This window comes from Brevibacterium sp. K11IcPPYGO002 (assembly GCF_050920635.1).
Taxonomy (GTDB): domain Bacteria; phylum Actinomycetota; class Actinomycetes; order Actinomycetales; family Brevibacteriaceae; genus Brevibacterium.
Genome location: NZ_CP131929.1, coordinates 906,137 through 929,368 on the forward strand (window position 1 = coordinate 906,137; position 23,232 = coordinate 929,368).

Annotated in this window: 19 protein-coding genes; 9 read left to right on the forward strand and 10 right to left on the reverse strand. The window is 66.8% G+C overall.

Annotation, left to right across the window (positions count from 1 at the left end):
* Positions 1 to 84 precede the first annotated feature (84 nt).
* Entirely contained in the window at positions 85 to 1,725 is a 1,641-nt protein-coding gene (locus QYM46_RS04010) for a GMC family oxidoreductase (protein ID WP_432790956.1), read from the reverse strand.
* A 190-nt stretch (positions 1,726 to 1,915) separates the two neighbouring features.
* A complete protein-coding gene (locus tag QYM46_RS04015; RefSeq protein ID WP_432790957.1) occupies positions 1,916 to 3,853 on the reverse strand; it encodes a primary-amine oxidase in 1,938 nt (645 codons plus the stop codon).
* A 100-nt stretch (positions 3,854 to 3,953) separates the two neighbouring features.
* Between QYM46_RS04015 and QYM46_RS04020 the strand changes: the two genes are divergently transcribed.
* The 4 genes from QYM46_RS04020 to QYM46_RS04035 all read left to right on the forward strand — a co-directional run bounded on the left by QYM46_RS04020 (position 3,954) and on the right by QYM46_RS04035 (position 8,890).
* Entirely contained in the window at positions 3,954 to 4,550 is a 597-nt protein-coding gene (locus tag QYM46_RS04020) for a TetR/AcrR family transcriptional regulator (protein ID WP_169251419.1), read from the forward strand.
* Positions 4,551 to 4,717: 167 nt separating this feature from the next.
* Positions 4,718 to 5,680 carry a helix-turn-helix domain-containing protein gene (locus QYM46_RS04025; RefSeq protein ID WP_432790958.1) on the forward strand — a complete coding sequence of 321 codons (963 nt, stop codon included), beginning with the start codon at positions 4,718 to 4,720 and terminating at the stop codon, positions 5,678 to 5,680.
* Positions 5,681 to 5,970: 290 nt separating this feature from the next.
* Complete coding sequence (locus QYM46_RS04030; RefSeq protein WP_432791713.1) at positions 5,971 to 7,362, forward strand: APC family permease; 1,392 nt, start codon at positions 5,971 to 5,973, stop codon at positions 7,360 to 7,362.
* A gap of 124 nt (positions 7,363 to 7,486) precedes the next feature.
* The gene (locus QYM46_RS04035) at positions 7,487 to 8,890 is read left to right on the forward strand and encodes an aldehyde dehydrogenase family protein (RefSeq protein WP_432791714.1); all 1,404 of its coding nucleotides are present in this window, start codon (positions 7,487 to 7,489) and stop codon (positions 8,888 to 8,890) included.
* A gap of 90 nt (positions 8,891 to 8,980) precedes the next feature.
* On the opposite strand, the gene QYM46_RS04040 is transcribed toward QYM46_RS04035, so the two are convergent.
* The 3 genes from QYM46_RS04040 to QYM46_RS04050 form a co-directional block, all read right to left on the reverse strand.
* On the reverse strand, positions 8,981 to 9,805 hold the full coding sequence (locus tag QYM46_RS04040; protein WP_169251422.1) for a metallophosphoesterase: 825 nt from the start codon (positions 9,803 to 9,805) through the stop codon (positions 8,981 to 8,983).
* Between the two features lie 206 nt (positions 9,806 to 10,011).
* Positions 10,012 to 10,647, reverse strand: a complete 636-nt coding sequence (locus QYM46_RS04045) for a class I SAM-dependent methyltransferase (RefSeq protein WP_432790959.1) — start codon at positions 10,645 to 10,647, stop codon at positions 10,012 to 10,014.
* Positions 10,648 to 10,742: 95 nt separating this feature from the next.
* Positions 10,743 to 11,639, reverse strand: a complete 897-nt coding sequence (locus tag QYM46_RS04050) for a LysR family transcriptional regulator (RefSeq protein ID WP_169251424.1) — start codon at positions 11,637 to 11,639, stop codon at positions 10,743 to 10,745.
* A gap of 122 nt (positions 11,640 to 11,761) precedes the next feature.
* Here QYM46_RS04050 and QYM46_RS04055 point away from each other — a divergent pair, with 122 nt between their 5' ends.
* Entirely contained in the window at positions 11,762 to 12,961 is a 1,200-nt protein-coding gene (locus QYM46_RS04055; protein ID WP_432790960.1) for an acyl-CoA dehydrogenase family protein, read from the forward strand.
* 33 nt (positions 12,962 to 12,994) lie between these two features.
* On the opposite strand, the gene QYM46_RS04060 is transcribed toward QYM46_RS04055, so the two are convergent.
* Both QYM46_RS04060 and QYM46_RS04065 read right to left on the reverse strand, forming a co-directional pair.
* Positions 12,995 to 14,065, reverse strand: coding sequence for an amidohydrolase family protein (locus QYM46_RS04060; protein ID WP_432790961.1), 1,071 nt, complete (start codon positions 14,063 to 14,065; stop codon positions 12,995 to 12,997).
* A gap of 35 nt (positions 14,066 to 14,100) precedes the next feature.
* Complete coding sequence (locus tag QYM46_RS04065) at positions 14,101 to 14,985, reverse strand: oxidoreductase (RefSeq protein WP_432790962.1); 885 nt, start codon at positions 14,983 to 14,985, stop codon at positions 14,101 to 14,103.
* A gap of 80 nt (positions 14,986 to 15,065) precedes the next feature.
* On the opposite strand from QYM46_RS04065, the gene QYM46_RS04070 reads away from it, so the two are divergent.
* Both QYM46_RS04070 and QYM46_RS04075 read left to right on the forward strand, forming a co-directional pair.
* Entirely contained in the window at positions 15,066 to 16,826 is a 1,761-nt protein-coding gene (locus QYM46_RS04070; RefSeq protein ID WP_432790963.1) for an ABC transporter transmembrane domain-containing protein, read from the forward strand.
* Positions 16,823 to 18,610: an ABC transporter ATP-binding protein gene (locus QYM46_RS04075; protein WP_432790964.1), complete on the forward strand. Its 1,788-nt coding sequence runs from the start codon at positions 16,823 to 16,825 to the stop codon at positions 18,608 to 18,610. The genes QYM46_RS04070 and QYM46_RS04075 overlap by 4 nt, the downstream gene beginning before the upstream one ends.
* Before the next feature lie 22 nt (positions 18,611 to 18,632).
* Here QYM46_RS04075 and mgtE read toward each other — a convergent pair whose 3' ends face one another.
* The gene (gene mgtE, locus QYM46_RS04080; RefSeq protein WP_169251430.1) at positions 18,633 to 20,000 is read right to left on the reverse strand and encodes a magnesium transporter; all 1,368 of its coding nucleotides are present in this window, start codon (positions 19,998 to 20,000) and stop codon (positions 18,633 to 18,635) included.
* A 135-nt stretch (positions 20,001 to 20,135) separates the two neighbouring features.
* On the opposite strand from mgtE, the gene QYM46_RS04085 reads away from it, so the two are divergent.
* Both QYM46_RS04085 and QYM46_RS04090 read left to right on the forward strand, forming a co-directional pair.
* Positions 20,136 to 20,846, forward strand: a complete 711-nt coding sequence (locus QYM46_RS04085; protein ID WP_169251431.1) for an ArsR/SmtB family transcription factor — start codon at positions 20,136 to 20,138, stop codon at positions 20,844 to 20,846.
* 8 nt (positions 20,847 to 20,854) lie between these two features.
* Positions 20,855 to 21,655, forward strand: a complete 801-nt coding sequence (locus QYM46_RS04090; protein WP_432790965.1) for an isocitrate lyase/PEP mutase family protein — start codon at positions 20,855 to 20,857, stop codon at positions 21,653 to 21,655.
* On the opposite strand, the gene QYM46_RS04095 is transcribed toward QYM46_RS04090, so the two are convergent.
* Positions 21,643 to 22,152: a hypothetical protein gene (locus QYM46_RS04095; RefSeq protein ID WP_432790966.1), complete on the reverse strand. Its 510-nt coding sequence runs from the start codon at positions 22,150 to 22,152 to the stop codon at positions 21,643 to 21,645. The genes QYM46_RS04090 and QYM46_RS04095 overlap by 13 nt on opposite strands.
* A 77-nt stretch (positions 22,153 to 22,229) precedes the next feature.
* Positions 22,230 to 23,213, reverse strand: coding sequence for a patatin-like phospholipase family protein (locus QYM46_RS04100; protein ID WP_432790967.1), 984 nt, complete (start codon positions 23,211 to 23,213; stop codon positions 22,230 to 22,232).
* Positions 23,214 to 23,232 lie beyond the last annotated feature (19 nt).

A 23,232-nucleotide genomic window follows, 5' to 3' on the forward strand; every position in this document is an offset into this window, starting at 1 on the left:
AGATACCAGCCTCCTACTACCTGACGGGGGCCCAGCAACCTGGCGCCAGGTTGCTGAGCCCCCGTCAGGTGGCAATAAGGGGAATCAGTGAGAGGCTGGGGCGGTGATTCCGTCGGCGGGGGAGCCGACGAGAGCGGCCGCGGCGCGTTCGGCGATCATGATCGTCGGAGCGTTCGTATTCCCGGTCGGCACCAACGGCATAATCGACGCATCGGCCAGCCGCAGCCCGCTCACGCCCCGGACCTCGAACGTGGCCGGGTCGACGACCGCCTCGGCGTCCGTGCCCATCCGGCAGGTTCCGGCTTGGTGATGATAGGTCACGACCGACCCGCGGACGTAGTCCTCGAGATCCTCGTCGGCCACCTCGGGGCCGGGGTGGATCTCGGTGGGCTGCCACGATGACAGGGCCTCGGCTCGCCCGATCTCACGGCATTGCCTCACCGAGGCGACGAGAGCGTCGACATCGGCCTGTGCGGAGAGCACCTGCGGATCGACGACGAGCGGATCCTGCGGGTTCGGCCCGCTGAGCCTGACCTCGCCGCGGCTCTCGGGACGCACCAGGCCGCCTTGCAGAGTGAAAGCTCCGCCGGGACCCGGTCCGGTCTGCTCGGCAGGGGCAGCATCCTGGGCATACATCGGCACGGAGAAGAACAGCGGCTGAGTGTCGGGGACCGGCAGCTCCGGTCGGGACTTCGCAAAGAAATGTACCTCAGCCGGAGCGACCTCTCCCATCGGCACCTCCCGATCGCCGGTGGCGAAGACGACCGGTGAGAGCCAATGATCCTGGAGGTTCTTGCCCACGCCCAGCAGATCGGCGACCGAGTCGATGCCGACCTCGGCAAGCTCCTCGGCGGGACCGATGCCCGAGCGCAGGAGAAGCTCGGGCGAGGCCAGGGCGCCGGCCGAGAGGATGACCTCGCCGGCGGACAGAGTGCCGACCCGTCCCCGGAAATCAATCTCGAGACCGGTGACCGCGGTCCCGTCGAGGAGAAGCCGACGGGCGTGAGCGGAGGTGAGGATCGTCAGATTCTCATCGCCGAGGCGGGGCTTGAGGTAGGCGCGCCAGGTGTTCAGCCGTCTGCCGTCGCGGACATTGAGTTGGATCTTTCCGATGCCTTCGACGGTGCCGGAGTTGTAGTCGTCGTTGACGGGCACGCCGGTCTGTGTGGCGGCCGTGAACATGTCCTCCTGCAGGGGGTTGCGTGCGTAGTCGACGCGCACATCCATCGGCCCGCTGGTGCCGCGGTTCTCGGTGATCTCGCCGTCATAGTTCTCGATCGCGGCGAAGACAGGGGCGACCTCGTCCCAGGACCAGCCGGGGCATCCGGATTCGACCCACTGGTCGTAGTCCCAGGCGTCACCGCGGACCCAGATGACGGCGTTGAGGGCATTCGACCCGCCGAGCACCTTCCCGCGCGGCAGATGGATCTTCCGGTCCATCGCAGCCGGCTGCGGAGTGGTGTAGTAGTCCCAGTCCTGAGCCGAATGCCAGATGAGACCGAGGTTGTTGAGATGGTCGATGTTCGGGTTCGTCTCGTCCCCGCCGGCCTCGATGAGACAGACCTTCTTCCCGGCATCGAGGAGCCGGCGGGTGATCACGCACCCGGCCGATCCTGCTCCGACGACGATGTAGTCGAAGTGGTCATCGGGGAGTTCGGTGGGGAAAGTCGTCGGATGACTGGTGATGTTCGCGGCCACGCTGCCTGCCTCCTGCTCGGTTGTCATGGCCTCAGGCTAGTGACGCCGGTCACCGCCGAGGAATGCCTGCGGTCGAGGTGTGCACGATTCGGCAAGCCGTCGGCGACGGTTGTGCGCGCATCGTCAATTCCGGCCCAATCGCACCCGAACTACCTGACGGCGGCCCAGCAACCTCGCGCCAGGTTGCTGGGCCGCCGTCGGGTAGCAATTGGGGAGGTCAGGAGTCGCAGCAGGGGGAGCCGGACTCGGGCGCGGGCACGTCGAGGACAGGGGAGCGGTCGAAGAACCCTTCCGGTCGCAGCTTGAAGCCGACGGTGTCGACGGGCATGATCGGCCAGTCCTCGACCCTCGGGAAGTGGGTGAGGCCGAAGCTGTGCCAGACGACGATGTCCTCCCCGTCGACACTGCGATCGGCCGCCGTCCAGGCCGGCAGCCCCGCATGGCCGGGATGCTGATTCGGGAAGTCCCCGGTCGGATACCGTTCGTCCTCGTGATACTGCGAGACCCACAGCGACTTCGACGCGAACGTCGCACGCCGATGGATCGACGAATCCTCGGCCGCGAGCAGCGTCGGCAGACCCGTCGGGTGCAGTTTGTACCCGACCGGTTCGCCGAGGCGGTTCGTCGACTCCGGGTTCGTCACCACCCAGGTCCGCGCCTTCGACTGATCCGCATCCCGCTGCGCAGCCAACTCGGTCGCCAGAACGGTCCGAGACCGGCTGAAGGCATTGCCGCGCGGATTGTCGTCCGAGACCGGCAGACGAACGACGTCCTCCTCCTCGACCCGGCACGTGCCGCCGTCGAGGGCGAAGTCGAGGCGGGCGCCGAAGAGGTGCTGGTGGAACGGGGCGCCGAGACCGGGCGCGATCTCGGAGGCGAAATCCGTCGACCCGTTCGGCAGCGCCGAGGTGAAGACGACACCGGTGGCCTTGGCCTCGAATTCGATCGTGCCGTCGAGGTAGAGGTACCAATAGAACCCGTAGTCGTAGTTGCCGACCGTGGTGAAGAACGAGACGACGAAGCGGCGATTGCGGCGGGTGTAGGCGACACCCGACCACAGGTCCGAATGCTTGGCCAGAATCGACGCGTCCTCCTCGTGCATGCAGATGCCGTTCTTGATCTGCCGAGGTTCGCCGAGGTTGTTCGCCACCCACGGAGACAGATAGGTGATATCGCCGAGGCAGTCACACCCGAGCTCGAGCGAGTTCGCCCATTGCCCGACGAGGTATTCGCCGGTGTCGAAATAGTTCTGCCACGACCGCACCGGCGAGGGGTCACCATAGGGAACGACCATCTCGGCGATCGCCGCCCGATCGAGGATCGTGCGACGGCGCTCACCGTCGTCGAAGGCGATGTTGTGCAGGACGAGGCCTTCGCGCATATCAAAGCCGACATCGAACGACCACTTCTCCCACTCGATGTGGTTGCCCTCGGTGACCGTGAAGCTCGGCCCCTCCGGCTGCGTGATCGAGATCGGCTTCTGCGAAGTCCGCACGGGCCCGGTCAGCTCGGGATCCGTGTAGTTGCCGTGTTCGGTGGGCACCGGTGCGTTCTCGAGGTCGAGGACCTGGTCGACGGTTCGGTTCGTGACGTCGACATAGGCGACGAGCCCGTCGATCGGATGAGCCCACGCCGAGTCCGACTCATGCTGCTGGTGGAACGCCAGCCCGCGCAGGATCCGCCGTCCCTTCTCCTCCGGGTATTCGAAGACGCCGGCCGACAACGGTGCCACCCGCACCTCTGCGACGGGCAGTCCGCGCTTCTCGAGGCTCGCCAGCCACGTCGGATCGGCGGCGAGCACTTCTTCGACGACCTCGAACTCCTCTTCCATGACGGGGAACTCGCCCTCTTCGGTGGAGTCCACCTCGGCGACGGATTCGACCGTCTCACGGGTCGCCGAAACGACGATATCGTGGGCGGTGCCGGCGGACTTGTCGAGGATGAAGGCACGGAAGCGGCGATCCACCTCGGCGGTGGTCCGATCCGTGCCCCGCACGGGATCGAGCAGGCCGATGTAGGCCATGCGTGCGGAGTCGGGGAAGTGCCCGGCCGAGCGCAGCACCGCGGTGACGGTCGAGATCTCGGCCTCGGTCGGCAGGGTGAAGGGGGTGGCTGTGGTCGCCTCGGCGACGGGAGTGGAGGAATGGCAGGACATGGTGCACCTTTGCAATCTGGGCCTGTGGGCTGAGTCACGCTAAAATCTACACTCGTAGGAAATAAAGTCAAGACTCGATCTGCACCGCTGTGGAGGAGCCATGCCCAAGATCGTCGACCACGACCAGCGTCGACTGGACCTCGTGCAGGCGACGCTGCGCCTGATCGTCCGCCAAGGTCTGAATGGGGCGACGATGCGCGATATCGCGACTGAGGCGGGCTTCGCCAATGGAGTCATCAAGTCGTATTTCGGGTCGAAGGCAGACCTGCTGGCGGCCACCTATCTCTACGTCTTCGAGGCCACGAATGCCAGGGTGGCGACCTCGACGGCGGGTCTGCGTGGGCTCGATGCGCTGCGTGCCTTCGCCTATGAGGTGCTCCCGGTGACGCCGGAGCTACATGATGAGGCCCGCGTCGTCCTGTCCTATCTCGCCGAGGTGGCCCAGAATCCCGATCATGCCCGCGCGACCGCTGAGACCATGGAGCTGTGGCGGGCGTGGATCGTGGCCTGGCTCGGTGAGGCCGATGCCGATGGTCGGCTGCGGGGCGAGGTCGACATCGAATCGGAGGCCGAGGTGCTCCTGACGTATTTCCTCGGTGCGCAGACCACTGCGATCATCGGCGGGTACGGATTCGACTTCGCCGGTTTCCGGGCCCAGCTCGACTATCTCATCGCCCGACTCGGCCGGTCGAGCTGATCCGACGGGGTCGACGTAAGCCGGGTGGAGGGAGCTTTGCTGGAGATATATGACCAAATGGTCGGTAAGCTGGCTCGAAGTCGTGACTGCCCCGCCGTTTGGGGATAGAGTGACCGGACAACGAGCCTTCGACGCAGCGGTCGGGGCCGAGCGAACTGAGGACGACGATGTTGCTTGAAGACACTGCGAACGACTTCGACGACTGGCGGAGCCTGGTCTCGGACTCGTTCGTCCCCCTCGATACCGAACCCCAGCGCCGAGGCGGATTCCAGGGTCGCATCAGCGCGCGCGATTACGACTCCGTGGTGATGTCGCAGATCAACGCCCACCCGCATGCCGTCCTGCGCACTCCCGAGCTGATCGCCCGAGCCCGATCGGAATCGCACGGCTGCCCGGCCGGGACGAACTACTTCAAGGTCTCACTGCAGCTCGACGGGCACGGTCTGCTCGTCCAGGACGGGCGAGAGATGGCCCTGGCCCCCGGCTCGCTGGCCATCTACGACACATCGCGTCCCTATACGCTCAGCTTCGATTCGGACTTCTCGTCCTACGTCATGATGTTTCCGCAGTCGCGGGTCAACCTTCCTGCCGGAACAGTCGGTCAGCTCACCGCCACCCCGATCGGTGCCGACCACCAGCTCGGCTCGGTCGTCGCCGAGGTCATCTCCCAGGCCGGGGCCATGCTGCCGACCCTCAGCCGGGCGACCGGTGTGCGGCTGGCCGGCAACGTCGTCGATCTGCTCACCACGGTGATGGCCGATGAGCTCTCGGCCACAGGCAGTGAGATCGACGAACGGCAGCGACTGTGTGCCGAGATCACCGACTACATCGATGCTCATCTCTCGGACCCGCAGCTCACCCCCTCGACCATCGCCGCCGCCCACTTCATCTCGGTGCGCACCCTGCATCAGATCTTCGAAGGCAGCGGTGAGACCGTGGCCGGGGAGATCCGGCGGCGGCGCGTCGAGAAGTGCCGACTCGACCTCGCCGACCCCGGGCAACGGCAGACTCCGGTGGCCGCCATCGGCGCCCGGTGGGGACTGAGCGACCCTGCCCACTTCTCCCGGCTGTTCCGCAGCGTCGTCGGCCAGCCGCCCGCCGGGTATCGCCGCAGCGCCCAGGCCGGCTGAGCCGGTCCCCGCCGCGGCTGAACCGAAAGGGCCGAGGCGCGGATGCGCGAATCGTCAAGAACTCTGCCTGCAAAGCCAAGACGCGACAGGCGGGCGGTGTCCACACTGGCAGTAATCACTTTGACTGTTAGGTAGATCACATGAGCACACTCAGTTCGGACCCGGCCAATGGCGGCCTGGGTTCCCCGCTCGGCAATGCCGCCGAGCGGAATTCCACGGAGGTCGGGCACGCATCCGCGGCCGCGGCCTCACTCGATGCCCGCCGCATCGGAATCCCCGCGCTCGTCTTCATGATCATCGCCGCCTCGGCGCCGTTGACCGTCGTCGCCGGCGGCGTACCCAGCAACTTCGCCGTCACCGGTCTGGTCGGGATTCCGCTGTCCTTCGTCGTCCTCGGAATCGTCCTCATCCTCTTCGCGATCGGCTATGCCGCGATGAGCCGCCACGTCCACAACGCCGGCGCCTTCTTCGCCTACATCTCGAAGGGGTTGGGCAAGCCCGCCGGGATGGGTGCGGCGATGACCGCACTGGTGGCCTACAACGCCATGCAGATCGGCATCGCCGGGATGTTCGGCTTCGTCTTCTCCTCCTTCCTCGACACCCTCTTCGGCGTCTCCTGGTCCTGGTGGGTCTGCGCCCTCATCGCCTGGGTCATCGTCGGCATCATGGGAGTCCTCCGCGTCGACTTCTCCGCGAAGGTGCTCGGCATCATCGTCGGTGCGGAGTTCCTCGTCGTCATCGTCTTCGACATCATCGGACTTGCGCACAGCCCCGAAGGCATCACCGGCGACGGGCTCGCGTTCGACCAGCTCTTCGCTCCCGGGGTCGGCGCGGCCCTGGCATTCTCGATCGCAGCCTTCATGGGCTTCGAATCCGGAGCCATCTACAACGAGGAGGTCAAAGACCCTCGTCGCACGGCCGGTCGGGCCACTGTCATCGCGGTGAGCATCATCGCGGTGTTCTATGCGTTCTCCGCCTGGGCGATGGTCGTCGGCGAAGGGGCCTCGCAGGTCATCGGCCGCTCCCAGGAATTCGGACCCGACCTCATGTTCGTCTTCCTCGGCGAACACGCCCCGGTGTGGTTCGTCGACCTCGGCAACCTGCTGTTCCTCACCTCGCTGCTGGCCGCACTCGTGGCCTTCCACAACATCGTCGCCCGCTACGTCTTCGCCCTCGGCCGGGACCGGGTCCTTCCGCAGTCGCTGGCCAGGACCTCACGACGCACCGGCGCGCCGGTGGCCGGCTCCCTCACCCAGTCGGCGCTGGCACTCGTCATCATCCTCGTCTTCGCCGTGGTCGGCTCCGGCAGCGATGACCCGCTGTTCCCTGTCGTCACCCTCTTCACCTGGCTGACGAACATGGGTGCCTTCGGGCTCGTCCTGCTCATGGCGCTGACCGCGCTCGCCGTCGTCGGCTTCCTGCGCACGACGTCGGGGGAGTATTCGCTGTGGACCCGCGTCATCGCCCCCGGCCTGTCTGCGGTCGGATTGCTCGCCCTGTTCGTCGCCATCGTCATCAACTTCAATGCCCTCATCGGCGCAGAGGGCACCTCGGTGCTGTCCTGGCTGCTGCCGGCCATCGTTCTCGTCCCCGGGCTCATCGGCACGATCTGGGCCATCGTCCTCCGCTCGTCCGCGCCGCACCTCTATGCAGGAATCGGTTCGGGTGGTTCCCTGGGATGACGTAAGCGTTCCGACCGCCCGAAACAGCCGTACACACCGCCGGAAAATGACCACACCAACCGCCGCCGACCACCCGGTCGCCGATCAAAGGAGCACCATGACCGCCGAGGCAACCGCCACCGAAATGACCACCACCGCTGGAATTCTTGCCGCCATCGTCGACCCCGCCGGACGCGAGATCCATGATCCCGCCACCGGCGAGGTCGTCGGCCGCACTCACGAAGGCACACCGGCAGAGATCGACGCTGCCGTGGCCGCCGCACGCAAGGCCCAGTCGGCGTGGGCCGCGCGCACCTCCCAGGAGCGCAGCGACCTGCTGGGCAAAGCCGCCGATGCGATCGAAGCCTCCGCCGAGGCGCTGGCCGAACTGCTCTCCCGCGAGCAGGGCAAACCGCTCAATGGACCCAACGCGCGTTTCGAAGTCGGTGCGTGCGCGGCCTGGCTGCGTGCGAACGCTGCTTTCGAGCTCGAACCCGACGTTCTCGTCGATGACGGTGAGACCCACGCCGAACTCCACTACCGTCCCGTCGGCGTCGTCGGAGCCGTCGGGCCCTGGAACTGGCCGATGATGATCTCCGTCTGGCAGTTCGCGCCCTCACTGAAGATGGGCAACACCGTCGTCCTCAAGCCCTCGGAGTACACGCCGCTGTCCGTGCAGGCGCTCGTGGCCGTGGTCAACCAGGTGCTGCCGGCGGATGTGCTCGCAGTCGTTCCCGGAGACGGAGCGGTCGGTGCCGCTCTGACCAGCCACGCAGACGTCGACACGATCATGTTCACCGGGTCGACGAAGACCGGACAGGCGATCATGCGCACCGCCGCCGACAACCTCGCCCGCATCACTCTCGAACTCGGCGGCAATGACGCAGGCATCGTCCTCGAGGATGCCGATCCCGCCCAGATCGCGGGAGACCTGTTCTGGGGCGCGTTCATCAACACCGGACAGACATGTGCGGCGATGAAGCGGCTCTACGTGCCCGAATCCCTGTACGACCAGGTGTGCCAGGCCCTCGTCGAGGTGGCCGGACAGTCTCCGATGGGCGTGGGCTTGGACGAGGAGAACGTCCTCGGTCCGTTGCAGAACAGGCAGCAGTACGACATCGTCGCTCGTCTCGTCGACGCGGCCAAGGACGGGGGAGCCCGCGTGCTCCTGGGAGGCGACCCCGTCGCCGACCAGCCCGGCTACTTCTACCCGACGACTCTGGTCGCTGACATCGACAACGACAATCCGCTGGTGGCCGAGGAGCAGTTCGGGCCGGTGCTGCCGATCATCAAGTACACCGACCTCGACCAGGCCATTGAGTGGGCCAACGAACTCGAAGTCGGTCTCGGGTCCTCGGTGTGGGGCACGGATCTCGACGTCTGCCGGCAGGTCGCGGCTCGCCTCGAGGCGGGGACCACGTGGATCAACAAGCACGGTGCCGTCGATCCCCGCGTGCCCTTCGGTGGGGTGAAGAAGTCCGGCTTCGGTCTCGAATTCGGTCTCGAGGGGCTCAAACACATCAGCGTCCCCCAAGTCATCTCCTGGTAATTACTACCCGACGGCGGCCCAGCAACCTCGCGCGAGGTTGCTGGGCCGCCGTCGGGTAGCACTGAGAGCAAGGTCTCTCCAGAGGGGCCCTCAGCTGATCACTGCCCCGTGGAGGATGAACGGGTCAAAGACCGGGGCCGCCTCGGCGAGGTGGCAGGGGTCGATTCCGACGATTCTGCGGCCGGCATGTTCGAAAGTGGCATGGCGGTGATCGACGTCGAGTCTGATCTGCTGTTGGATCCAGGATTCGGCCGACCACCGGCTGCGGTTCCAATCGAACGCACTCGAATGGCCATGGATCTGATTGAACGGCATTTCGGTCCCGAGCCGCGGCCAGGAAGGATAAACTTCCGTCCCGGCGGCTGCCCATACCGGACCGGCGTTGTCGTCATCGACACCGAGGAGCATCGTCCCGGGATGCCAGAGCGCTCCATCGTCGGCGGCTTCCTTCAACGCCGCCACCGTCGCTTCGGCGCTGTCGGGGGCTCCGAGCCCATGGCGCCAGAAGCCAGCCGTCAGGCCGGCATGGGTGATCAGCCACTCCTCGCCTGAGTCGTCGATGACGGCCGCCGCCGGTCTGAGACGACCATCTGCCCACCAATCCCGCAGCTGCGTCTGGGCGGCCTCGTCGATGGTTTCATTCCACCCGAAGATTGGTCGGTCGACGTAGAGCTGCTCGTGATTGCCCACGATCTGAGTCCACACGCCTCGTTCCAGAAGGTCGGCGACGAGGCCGACGACCTCAGCGGATGCGGGGCCACGGTGGACCAGGTCGCCCACTTGGACGACATGGAGGTCCTGCGGCCACTCGATCGCGGATCCGAACCGCACACCGAGCTCTCCCAGGAGATGGGCGAGCGGCCCGAAATGGCCGCCGACGTCTCCGATTACGGCGATTCGGGTGTGGACATTCATGGTCTCAACCTGTCTGCGCGTCGACGGCGTCGCTGTGAGAGGAAGAGGCACCGCGCGTTGCGGCTAGCCGAACGGCAGTGCTGGTTGAAAGATCCATACCCGCAGTCTCTCTCGTTCCGCACCAACTTTGCGCTTCCAGGACTACCCGACGGCGGCCCAGCAACCTCGCGCGAGGTTGCTGGGCCCCCGTCAGGTAGTAATAAGGGCTATTCGGGCGGTAATACGTGAATGCCGTCGGGACCGTCGGCTGTGCGGCGGTTACCTTGGGCCAAATAGATGCTGACTGACCACGGTGATTCGGAATCGAATGCGCCGAGGTGCCAGTCTCCATAACGATGCCCAAGTCTCAGTGATGTTCCGGCCGCGCAGTGATCGAGATCGGCAGGGTCGCCTCGTCGATGGGTCGTTGTTCCGACAACGAGGCGACCGCCTGGCGCCAGCAGCTCGTCTGCGGCGGCGAATGCCCTTGAGAGCTCCGCCCGGGTCAGAAAAGCCGGCACGTTACCTGACATGAGAATGAGATCGAAGTTCTTCGGTAGCCGATGATCTGTCATCGTTCCAGGTGACAGGTCTGTCGCTGACAGCTGCCGGAACCAAGCAGCGTCGAATAGGTCAGTCGCTACCTGCAGGACCTCAGGCGTCGGGTCGATGCCGAATGTCCGGTGCCCGGCCGTGCGCAGTGCCGCGACTGCGCTGCCGATCCCGCAGCCGATATCAAGGATCGTCGCCCCGCGGGGCGCGAGCATATCGATGAACCGGGCGTCGACATCGAGGTCGACACCTGTTTGAGCCAACCGCCGCATTTTTGCGGCGTAGTCCGAAAGATCGGGCGAACGCACCATCTCCACAGTCTCTCACTCGTTTCCGCGCTGACTTCGCGCTCCTCGAACTACCTGACGGCGGCCCAGCAACCTCGCGCGAAGTTGCTGGGCCGCCGTCAGGTAGCAAGAGGGGAGGGGAAGAGGGTGCGGATGATGTCGAGCACCCTCGCCAGCGCCTCGGACGGATTGTTCCGGCGCCAGCCGAGGGCGAGAGTGAAGGAATCCCCGCCCTCGGCGAGGCGGACATAGCGCACCCCGTCGATGCGGATGTGATCCGAGGACTCGACGACGACGGCCATGCCGACCTGCGCGCCGACGAGCGCCAGCAGGCTGTAGGGATCCGGTGCCTCCTGGACGACTTGTGGCAGGAAACCGGCGTTATCGGCCAGCCGCATCATCACCTCTCTGACCTGAGATCCGTGCGATGGGGCATAGGAGATGAACGGCTGACCGGCGAGTTCGCCCATGCTCACCGACTGGCGCTCGGCCAGCTCATGCCCCGAGGGCATGGCGATCATGACGCTCTCCTGTCGGATGACGTGGACCTCGACACCGGCCGGCACCGGCGGGCTGATGATCGCGAGATCCGTCTCCCCGTCGCGCAGCGCGATCGCGGCCTCCCCGCAGTACATCTGCGGCTGCAGGTCGAGGCTGATGCCAGGGTGCCGTTCGCCGACCTCGCGGGCCAGTCTGGAGAGGATGGAGTAGCCGCTCGTGCCGCCGAATCCGATGCGCACCCGGCCCGCCAGACCCTGCTGTGCGGCCCGGGCGATGCGCCGGGCACCGTCCACCTGAGTCCCGATCGCAGCGGCGGGTTCGAGCAGCGCCTCACCCGCCGGCGTCAGTCGGACCCGCCGGGTCGTCCGCTCGAACAGATCGACGTCGAGGTCTCGTTCGAGCGCGCGGATCATCTGGCTGAGTGCGGGCTGCGCGATGTGCAGACGTTCCGCGGCCCGCCCGAAATGCAGCTCCTCGGCGACGGCGAGGAACGCCGTGACCTGCCTGAACTCCATGACCTACCCCTACCGCCCAGATTGATAACTATTTGCAAATAATCACCTCGATATTACCTCTTGGACTCTGAGTAATTCCGATGGCACTCTTGAAGACGACCCCGACGCCCCAGGAGACCCTCATGACCACAGCCACCGCAGACACCGCCCCAGACACCACCGCTGACCCCTCCGACCTGCTCAACCTCGCCGGACTCCTCACCGCCGATGAGCTGGCCCTGCGCGCGAAGGTCCGGACCTTCGTCGATGATCGGATCCGCCCGAACATCGCCGACTGGTACGAAAGCGCAACCTTCCCGACCGAGATCGTGGCCGAGATGGGCGAGCTCGGCCTCCTCGGCATGCATCTGCAGGGGTACGGCTGCCCGGGACGTTCCGCCGTCGAATACGGTCTCGCCGCCCTCGAACTCGAGGCCGGTGACTCGGGACTGCGCACCTTCGTCTCCGTGCAGGGATCGCTGGCGATGTCGGCCATCCACAAATTCGGATCCGAAGAGCAGAAGAACCGCTACCTGCCCGGAATGGCCAAAGGAGAGATGATCGGCTGCTTCGGACTGACCGAACCCACCGCCGGATCCGACCCGGCCTCCATGGCCACCACCGCCACCCGCAATGCTGACGGATCGTGGACCCTCAACGGCGCCAAACGGTGGATCGGTCTGGCCTCGATCGCCGATATCGCCGTCATCTGGGCCGCCACCGACGACGGTATCCGCGGCTTCCTCGTGCCCACCGGCACCCCCGGTTTCACCGCCACCCCGATCACGCAGAAGCTGTCGATGCGGGCCTCCATCCAGTGCGATATCGACCTGGAAGACGTGGAATTGCCCGCCGAGGCGGTCCTGCCCGAGGTCACGGGCCTGAAGGGTCCGTTCTCCTGCCTCAACGAGGCCCGGTACGGAATCATGTGGGGCGCCATGGGCGCTGCCCGCGACTCCTTCGAAGTCGCTCTCGACTACGCACAGAACCGACTCCAGTTCGACAAGCCGCTCACCGCCTATCAGATCACTCAGGAGAAGCTGGTGAATATGGCCCTCGAGATCCAGAAGGGCACGCTCCTGGCCATCCAGACCGGACGCCTCAAGGATGCCGGCACCCTCGACCCCGTGCAGATCTCCGTCGGCAAACTGAATAACTGCCGCGAAGCCATCGCCATCTGCCGGGAGGCCCGGACGATGCTCGGCGGCAACGGCATCACACTCGAATACTCACCGTTGCGGCACGCGAACAACCTCGAGTCCGTGCGCACCTACGAAGGCACGGACGAGGTCCACACGCTCATCCTCGGCCGCCACATCACCGGCCAGCAGGCCTTCCGCTGAACTGCCCCGGGCACGGTCAACCGGTGCAACCGGTCAGCCGCTGACCAGCGCTCCGCCGACCCACACCTCAGCAGGGGCGCGCAGAACCCCCACGTCATCCCGCGGATCGGTCTCGAAGACCAGCAGATCCGCACGGGCACCGTCGACGATCCGGCCCCGATCGTCCAGTCCGAGCGCAACGGCGGCCCCCGACGTGGCCGACCGGATCGCCTCGGCGACGGTCATCCCTGCCTCGATGAGGTACCCGAGTTCATCGTGCAGCGACGCCCCGTGGGGCACGGGCGCGAACGGCGTCTCATTCGCATCGGTGCCCGCAATGATCCGCGCTCCCGCCGCATGCAGGGCGCGCACATTCGACACAGCGAGCGCGAACGCGGAATCGGCATGATCGCCGAGGCGGGCCTCGGCGATCGCACGCATCATCACCAAGGTGGGGGAGACGATGGTGCCCGTGGTGACGATCCGAGAGATCGTCGCCTCGCTCAGCCGTGCCCCGAAAGGGACGTGTGTGAGCACATTGACGCCGGCCGCGAGGCCGCGATCGTACGCCCCCGGTGTGACCGCATGCGCGACGGTGAGCAGCCCCCGGCCGCGGGCTCCGTCGACGAGCGCCCGCAGCGTTTCGACGTCGAGCGCGGGCACCTCGGTGGCGTCCGGGTCCTCGATGATGATCTTGATGAGATCGGCCCCACCGGCCTCCCGCCAGTCGAGGAACCGGACGGCATCCTCGGGCCCGGTGACACCGGATTCGACGGGGAATCCCATCACCTCGATCTGTGTGCTTCCCGGCGCCGAGGCGGCCGATCCCGCGCTGATGATCGCCGGGATTCCGCGGTCGGACCGGAACTCGTCGACTAGCGAGTCCGGATGCGTTCCGAGATCGACGAGCGTCGTCAGTCCCGAGCGAAGCGCGTCGACGAGCGGCGCCCGTGATTTCAGGTGCACATGGGTGTCGATGAGACCGGGCAGGACGTACCTCTCCGCGACCGCCCCTGTCCCGCCCTCGGCCGGGCGGATCGACGTGGTCGTGTCACCGAAGTCGATGTCGACAGGATCCCCGGCGGCGTCGCCGTCGATGATGTGTACGTTGCGCAGAATCGTCATGGCTCCACCCTCGTCATCGTAAGCATCGGCAGTCCTCACAATTCCGGGAATCCGACCCCGGCGAGCTCTTCGGACACCGTCCACAGTCGCCGGGCCACCTCGGTGTCGGTGGACTTCGCCGAACGAGATGCCAACCCCGGTTTTCCGCGGATCTCGAACGGACCGGTCGGTCCGATGTAGCTGTCTCCGGGCAGGTCGGCGACAGCGGCGCAGAGGATCGGCCGGGCCCCGTTCTGCTCGCTCTGGGCGACCACCCGGGTGAACGCGCGGCTGACTCGGGCGTCCAAGGAGCCGTCATCGCTGGAGGAGAAGAGGTTCGTCGCCGCCATTCCCGGGTGGGCTGCCGTCGCGATCACCGGTGACGACCGTTCGGACAATCGGCGCTGGAGTTCGGAGACGAAGAGCAGGTTCGCCAGCTTCGACTGGCCATAGGCGGCCATCGGTCGATACGGTCGCCGCCTCCACTGGAGGTCGTCGAAGTCGATCGTGCCGAACCGGTGGGCGATGGAGGAGACGGTGACGATGCGCTCACGCACCTGCGGCAGGAGCAGGTTCGTCAGGGCGAAATGGCCGAGGTGGTTCGTCCCGAACTGCGATTCGAATCCATCGGCGGTCCGGAACAGGGGAGGGATCATGATCCCGGCATTGTTGATGAGGAGATCGATCGGTGCGGTGAATTCCGCCGCGAAGTCGCGCACCGAGGACAGGTCGGCGAGGTCGAGGTCGCGCACCTCGGTGCTGCCGGGCATCGTCTCTGCGGCGGCTTCACCCTTGGCGCGGTTGCGCACGGCCAGGACGACATGAGCGCCCCGCCCCGCCAGCACGCGTGCGGCGACCCGGCCGAGTCCGCTGTTCGCGCCGCTGATGAGGGCCGTGCGCCCTGTGAGATCGGGAATGCCGTAGTCGATCGGAGAAGTCATGAGGTCATCCTAGGGGCCCGCCCTGGCAGTCGGCTGTTCATCCGAGCCGGCTCCTCACCGAATTTGTTAGGGTAGCCTTTGTGCCGAAGACCCCTGAAACCGGGGCGCAGCTGCTGCGCCGATCCGCCCGCCGGCGTATTCGCCCCTTGCTCGGCGGCGCCGCCACGCTCTCACTGTGGCAGGTCTGTGAAGCCCTCGTCCCGGTGGCGATCGGCATCATCGTCGACCGCGCGATCATCCCGCTCTCGATGCCCGGACTCATCGTCTCGGTCCTCGGCCTCGGTCTCCTCTTCACGATCCTCAGCCTCGGCTACCGCTTCGGCGCGCGCCTGTGCAACGCCGCCCGCGAACACGAAGCCCATGCCCTGCGCGTCGAGATCACCCACGCCGCCCTGACCGCATCACACCTGCCACCCGACCGGACATCGGGGGAGGTGCTCTCGATCGCCTCCGCCGATGCCGACACCGCTGCCACGTCCTTCCAGCAGGCCGGCCGCGGCATCGCCTCGGTGCTGGGCATGATCACCGCGGCGGTCTTCCTGCTCATCGCCGACCCCGTGACCGGACTCGTCGTCCTCGTCGCCGTGCCCATCGGACTCATCATCGTCGCTCTGCCCGGCCGCTCGGTGTCCGCGAAGGCCACCGCCCAGCTCGACGCCGTCGCCTCCGCGGGACGCTCGGCGTCCGACCTCATGCACGGACTGCGCGTGGTCAAGGCGATGGGAGGGGAGCCGTGGGCGGTGCGTCGTTACCGCGCCACCTCCGATGCGGCCGCCGAAGCCGGCATCGCCACAGGTGAGAGGACCGGTCGCCTGGCTGGGCTCGGTGCGCTCGTGATGTCCGCGGTGCTGGCGATCGTCCTCATCGTCGCGGGTCTGCGTCTCATCGACGGCCAGATGAGCGTCGGGGCGCTGATCGGCATCCTCGGCATGACCGCCTTCCTCACCGAACCCATGCGCGCACTCGCCGAGATCGTCGGCCTCTTCGCCCAATCCCACGGCGCCGCCGAACGGATCGCCCGCCTGCTCGGCGACATCGACGCTCCAAACGACGCCCGCGATGGAACGGAGACCATCACCGAGGCGGCCACCACTACCCGAAACACCGCCGACAACCGCCCGAGCGTCACCACCACCGAATCCGGAATCACCATCACCGGATGGCCGACGAACGGCGATGCCGGCGAACTCACCACCGCCAGCGGCACACTGACCTGCATCGTCTCCGAGGATGCCGAGGACGCAGCGGTACTGCTGTCGGCGCTGACCTCCCATGCCCGGACCCTCGGCCCCGCCCGGATGCTCGTCGCACCCCACGACGTCGACCTGTTCGAAGGCACCATCGGATCGAACATCACCATGGTCGTCGCCGACGACCGTTCAGACACCGACGACCGCGCAGTCGACTGCGCAACCGATCACCCGCCGGTCTCGGCCGAGGTACTCACCGCCTCGGGAGCCGACGAACTGCTCGACCTCGTCGACGGGGGACTCGACTACCGGATCCAGGAGCTCGGCGGGAATCTCTCCGGCGGTCAGCGCCAGCGCGTCGCACTGGCTCGCGCGCTGAACGCCGACCCCGAGATCCTCGTCCTCGTCGAACCCACTACCGCCGTCGACGCCGTCACCGAGGCGAAGATCGCCCACGGACTCTGTCGACTGCGCCGCCGGACACGGGATCGAGCCACGATCATCCTCACCTCCTCACCGGCCTTCCTCGCCGCCGCCGACACCGTCGTCTATCGTCCGACGTCCGGCCCGCTGCTCATCGGTTCTCATGCCGACCTGCTCGAGGCAGACGCGGACGGCGCCGACGCCTACAGAGACGCGGTGACCCGATGACGACGCCGACGCAGACCACCCTGACGATCGCCTCCCGACGTCGCTCTTTCGCTCATCTGGCTCCGCTGCTGCGCCGCAGAGCCGGCTGGATCGTCCTCCTCGTCATCGCCGGTTCGGCCAATGCCGGGGCCGGCCTCGTCGGGCCGTGGGCGATCGGCCGCCTCGTCGACGAACTCCCCGCCGGAGCCGGTCCCGAACTCGTCTGGACGTGCGCCGTCGCCGTCGCGATCGCCGGCAACGTCATGGCCGCGGGAACGTGGATCGGTGCGTGGGCGCTCGCCCGCATCGCCATGCCTGTCGTCGCCGAACTGCGCACCGAAGTCGTCGACTCGGCGCTATCCCTCGAGTCCCAGCGGATCGAGGTCACCGGCACCGGAGACCTCGTCTCCCGCGTCGCCGACGACTCCCGGAAGATCGGTGAGGCCGCCGGCCAAGTGCTGCCGCTCGTCGTCGAATCCCTTCTCGTCGTCATCGTCTCCGCCGCAGGTCTGGCCGCCATCGACTGGCGCCTCGGGCTCACCGGGCTCGTCGCCGTGCCGATGTACTGGCTCACCCTGCGCTGGTATCTGCCCCGGTCGGAACCCATCTACAAGGAGGAACGCGCAGCCTTCGGCCGGCGTGCCGGGCGTCTGCTCGGCGGGCTCACCGGGGGTGCGACCCTGCGCGCCTACCGCGCCGAGGCCGGAGAGATGCGTCGCATCGACTCCGCTTCCGCGCACGCCCGCGATCTGTCGATCGACGTCTTCCGGTTCCTCACCCGCGCCTTCGGCCGCAACAATCGCGCCGAGGCGGTCGTGCTCTCCCTGCTGCTCATCGCCGGTTTCGCCCTCGTCTGGTTCGGCGAGTCCACTGCCGGAGCCGTGACCACGGCGGCTCTGGTCTTCCACCGTCTCTTCAACCCCATCGGTGCCCTCGTCGGGCTCTTCGACCAGGTCCAGTCGGCCGGGGCTTCCCTGACCCGCATGGTCGGAGTCATCGACGAGGCAGCCACCGCGCCGAGCCGATCGACCCGGGCCGCTCCCGCCGCCCCGTGGCTCGTGCTCGAGGATCTGTGGTTCTCCTACGACGCGGACCCGGATACGGACAATCACGTGCTGCGCGGCGTGAACCTGAGCATCGCCCCTGGTGAGCACGTTGCCGTCGTCGGCACCACCGGTGCCGGGAAGACGACGCTGGCGAAGATCGCCGCGGGACTCTCCGCTCCCGGTCACGGACGGGCACGGCTGACCGACGGCGGGGCCGCCTCGGCGAATGAGGTGGATGTGGGATCGCTGGACGAATCCGTGCTGCGCCGGCACATCGCCATGGTCGCGCAGGAGGTCCACACCTTCTCCGGCAGCCTGCGCGACAACGTCTCCCTGCCGAGTCCGGATGCGACCGATGACGAGGTCAGCACGGCCCTGACCACGGTCGGTGCGGGCTGGGCGCGATCCCTGCCCAACGGCCTCGACACGCAGATCGGGGAGGGCGGGGTCCGTCTGTCTGCGGTCCAGGAGCAGACGCTCGCTCTGGCCCGTCTCGTCCTCGCCGACCCGGACTTCGCGATCCTCGACGAAGCCACCGCCGAGGCGGGATCGGCCGGAGCCCATGCCCTCGAATCCTCCGCCGAGGCGGCCCTTGCCGGCCGTGGTGCGCTCATCGTCGCGCACCGGCTCAGCCAGGCCGAGAAGGCCGATCGGATCCTCGTCATGGAGCACGGACGCGTCGTCGAGGAAGGCACCCACCACGACCTCGTTGCCGCAGGCGGTCGCTACGCGCGATTGTGGGAGGCTTGGTCGGGCTGAGACCGTGGCCCAGCAGGCGTCATCAGCTCAGGCCGAGGACTGCGGTGGCGATCGTGAAGTAGAGGATGAGACCCGTGGCATCGCAGAACGTGGAGATGAATGGGTTGGAGAACACCGCGGGGTCGGCCCCGACCTTCTTCGCGATGATCGGCATCAGTCCGCCCACTGTTGCGGCCATCATGCACACCGACAGCAGCGTCAGCCCGATGACCAGGCCGATCGCCCAGCCGTAGACGAGGCCGGCGACGCAGAAACCGAGAACGCCGAGAACCGCACCCAACAGCGCCCCGACGCGCAGCTCTCGCCAGATCACGCGGCCGAGATCTCGGATGCGCACCTCTCCGACAGCCAGGGCCCGGGTGACGGTGGTGGCCGCCTGGTTGCCGGTGTTGCCGCCGGTGCCGGTGAGCAGGGGAATGAAGAGGGCGAGGACGACGACCTGATCGAGCCGGTCCTCATAGACTTCGAGGACCTGGACGGTGAGGATCGCAGACACGGCGAGGACGAGCAGCCACACGATGCGGCTCTTGACCAGTCGCATGATGGTCGAGGACAGGTAGGAGCGATCCAACGGTTCCGTGCCGGAACCGCGGGCGATATCCTCGGCGTCCTCCTCGTCGATGATGTCGAGGACGTCATCCATGGTGAGGATGCCGACGAGGCGGTCTTCCTGGTCGGTCACCGGCATCGCGATGAGCCGGTGGGAGAGGAACTCGCGAGCGGCCTCCTCACGGTCGGTCAGCGCATGTGTGCTGATCGAGTCGCGGACCATGTCCTCGATGATCGTGTCCTCGTCGACGGCGATGAGGTTGCGCAGGGACACGACTCCGCGCAGCACCCGGCCGGGTCCGACGACGGGCAGGAGATAGACGGTCTCGGGTCCGTCGATGCGGGCGCGCACGACCTCCATCGCCTGAGCCGCCGTCCAATCCTCGTGGATGCCGAGGACCTCCGGCGACATGTAGCGGCCGATCGCGGACTTCGGGTAGCCGAGGACGGCCGAGGTCATCGCCCGCTCGTCCGGGGTCAGCCCCTTCATCAGACGACTGGCGACTCCGGCGGGCAGCTCTCCGAAGAGTTCGGCCCGGTCATCGGGGTCGAGGCCGTCGACGATGTCGGCAACCTCGGGTTCGCGGAGGTTGCCGATGAGTTCGGCCTGGTACGCCGGAGGCAGATCCTCGAAGACATCGAGGGCCTCTTCCTTCGTCAGCACCCGGAAGAGCATCGCGGACTGCAGCGGCGTCGAAGTATGGACGAGGCGGCCGATCTCGGCACGCGGCACCTGCCGGGCAAGTGCTGCGATCTCGTCGAGGGTGGACGAATCGATTCGGCCGGTCAGTGCGGATTCGAGTCGGTCGGCCGCCTCGGTGCCCTCTGTCAATTCGGCCACGCATGCCCCCTCACCTCGGACGGAAACTCCCGCCCTCAACCTTAGGCCATGCGTGGTGCAGTCCAGGCTGGGCGGCAGAACGCGAAGCCGGGACATTTCGGGAATCACGAAACGACACAGCCCTACGATGAGGACATGACGAGGAGATTCCCTGAGTCCGCACCGAATATCGCCGCCCTGGCATCGGCCATCGCCGACCCCACGCGCGTGATGATCTGTGCCAGCCTTCTCGACGGGCGGGCGTGGACGCTCACCGAACTCTCCCGCGCCCTGTCGATTCCGATGTCGTCGTTGTCCGACCACGTCAGCATCCTCGTCGACCACGAGGTCCTCACCGAACGACGTCAGGGCAAGCACCGCTACGTCCAGATCGCCTCGACCGACATTGCGGACTGGTTGGAACACACGGGGGCTCTCGCCGGAGATCATGTGGCCGCCGCACCGTCCTTGGCGGCGAAGACCCGCGACCGTCAGCTGCTCGAGGCACGAACCTGCTACAGGCACATCGCAGGCCGGCTCGGCACTCAGCTCTTCTCCGCCCTGATGCAGCGAGAATGGATCGGTGAGTCCATGACCGTGACCGCAGAAGGCCGGACCGGCCTCGCCGAGGCGTTCGGCGTGGTCGTCGGTCAACGCTCGTCATCCCCACGCCCGATGGTGCGCCGGTGCCTCGATTGGACGGAACGGCGCTCGCACCTCGGCGGGGTCTTAGGCGACGACATCTGCCGGACGTTCTTCGACCGTGAGTGGATTGTCAGACGGCCGAACTCGCGGGCGCTGAAGATCGCCCCGGAAGGGCGTGAACACCTCGACTGGGTGCTCGCGGCACGAAAGGATCGGCTCTGACTGACACAGTGACAGCCTTCCGCGACCTGCACACACCGGGCGACCCGTTCATCCTGCCCTGTGCGTGGGACGTGGCCAGTGCTCAGCTCTTCGCCGAGGCGGGGCATGCGGCCATCGGGACCACAAGTCTGGGAGTCGCGGCGGGCATCGGCGCCGCCGACGAGGACCGGGAAACTCTGTCGGCTACCGCACGTCTCGTCGCCGCCGTCCGCGCAGCAGTTCCCGAACTGCCGCTGACCTGCGATTTCGAAGACGGATATGGTGACGGTCCCGAATCCGTCGTCGGCGTCGTACGCGAATCATTCGCCGCCGACCCCGAGGTTGGCCTCATCATCGACGGCATCAACATCCAGGACTCACGACAGGGGCGGATGAGCGAGCCCGGAGTCCTCGCGGCCAAGGTGACGGCGATCAAGGAAGCCTTCCCCGCTCTGTTCGTCAACGCTCGGATCGATACATTCTGGCTCGGCCGGGACAGCCTCGGCGAGGTCACCTGCCGCATCGACGCCTATACCGCTGCCGGTGCCGATGGCATCTTCGTCCCAGGGGACCTCGACCTCACAACGGTTGAGGCGATCACCGGCCACAGCCGGGTCCCGGTGAATGTGCTGGCCAGTACGCGATATCCAGGGTCGACACTCGCCGAGGCAGGGGTCGGGCGGATCAGCACCGGATCACTGCTCTACCGGGCGGCGATGTCGGAAGCGATGCGGTCGCTCGCCGTCCTCGATGGCGATGAGCCGGCGGAGATCACGAGTGTGCTGTCCTACCAGGCGTTCTCCGACCTGAACCGGCCTCAGTCCTCCTGATACGAGTCGTCGATGACTTCGGGCATGCCGTCGATGACCGAGACCTGCTCGGTCCCGTCATCGGCCAGGGCATCGACATCGAGGTCATCCCCGTCGAGCTCGGCGACCTCGAAGTCGTCATCGCCGTCGGAGACCATCTCGTCGCCGACGCGGTTTCCCTGTTCCGCTGCGGGCGACTGATCGGTGTCGAACTCGTCCGAGAGGTCGGGGGCCTCGTTCTCGTCTTCCCAGCCGGCGTCGTCGACGAGCACATCGTCGGCGCCTTCGATGCCGGTCCCTTCGGGTCCCTCCGCGCCGGGTTCGACGGGGGCGTCGCCGGGTTCGTCATCGATGTCTGAATCGATGTCGGAGTCGGCGTCGACCTGGTCGGCCTCGGCCTCGGCGGCGCTGAGTTCGGGATCATCCAACTCATCGGCCGTCGGTTCGTCGAGTTCGGGATCATCGAGGATGGGGTCGTCTTCCAGCCGGTCTGCTGCATCCGCGTCGAACTCGCTCATGATCTCTCCTTCACTCGCAATCAGGGTCGGGCCCTCATTCTGACACGTCGTTCGGTCGCAGGCCATGGGGGTCAGGATCATTTCCGGTCAAAACGGTCCTTCCACTCCTGCCAGTCCCACTGGGCCAGAAACTTCTCTCCGGCCATTCGGCCCGACGAGATGAGGTCGAGCTTGTCATCGTCAGTGAGGGCGAAGTCCGTGCTGCTGTGTCCGGTGGTGTCGACGAACACCGTCCTCTCGGTCACCGAGGGGTCATCGATGTGCCGCCGGTCGTGGGCGTTGATCATCGTCGACAGCACGGACTTCGCGTATTGGTACGTCGTCGCGTTGGGCCGCCATTCCGCGGCCGCTGTCTGCCGGGCCGAGAGCATCACACCGAAGGTCGGCCACCGTGCCGGAAACGCATCCTTGCGGTCGAAGACGTCGACGGGAAAGTTCGAGAGCAGACCGCCGTCGGCACCGAGCACGGAGTCCCCGCCGGCAACACTCGGTTGGGCAGGCAGAGCCCGCGGGCGGAAGAAGAACGGGCTGGCCGCCGACGCACACACCGCCTCGGCGACGGACTGACTGTCCGCATCGACGCCGAGGGCCTCGTCGTAGTCCCAGGGCAGGCGGAGCATACGGCCGCGGGAGACGTCGGAGACGATGACGACGAGTCGATACGACCGCTCCGGGCCGGCCGCGCTGTTCGGATCCTCGAGCTTGAGGTCACCCCACGTGCGCACTCCCTGATCGGCCAATGCCGAAGCGAGGAAATCGTGGAGCGCCTGCCCCACATACATCCCCTTGTGCACCAGCAGTCCCTGCACTCTGCCCAGCCAGGGGACGAGGCGGAACGCAGGAGACAGGTCCTCGAATTCGGTGAAATCCTGTTCGAGGACCCTCTCTCGCAGCGTCTGCGGGCCGATGCCCGCCGCGGTCAGCGCGCCGACGATGGCCCCGGCCGAGGTGCCGGCGATCCGGTGGAAGTCATAGCCGCCGTCGGCAAGGGCTTCGACTGCGCCGACCAGTCCCGGCAGCTTCGCCCCGCCGCCCTCGAGGACGAGATCGGTCATCGCCATGGTGGCTCCTTCCCGTGTC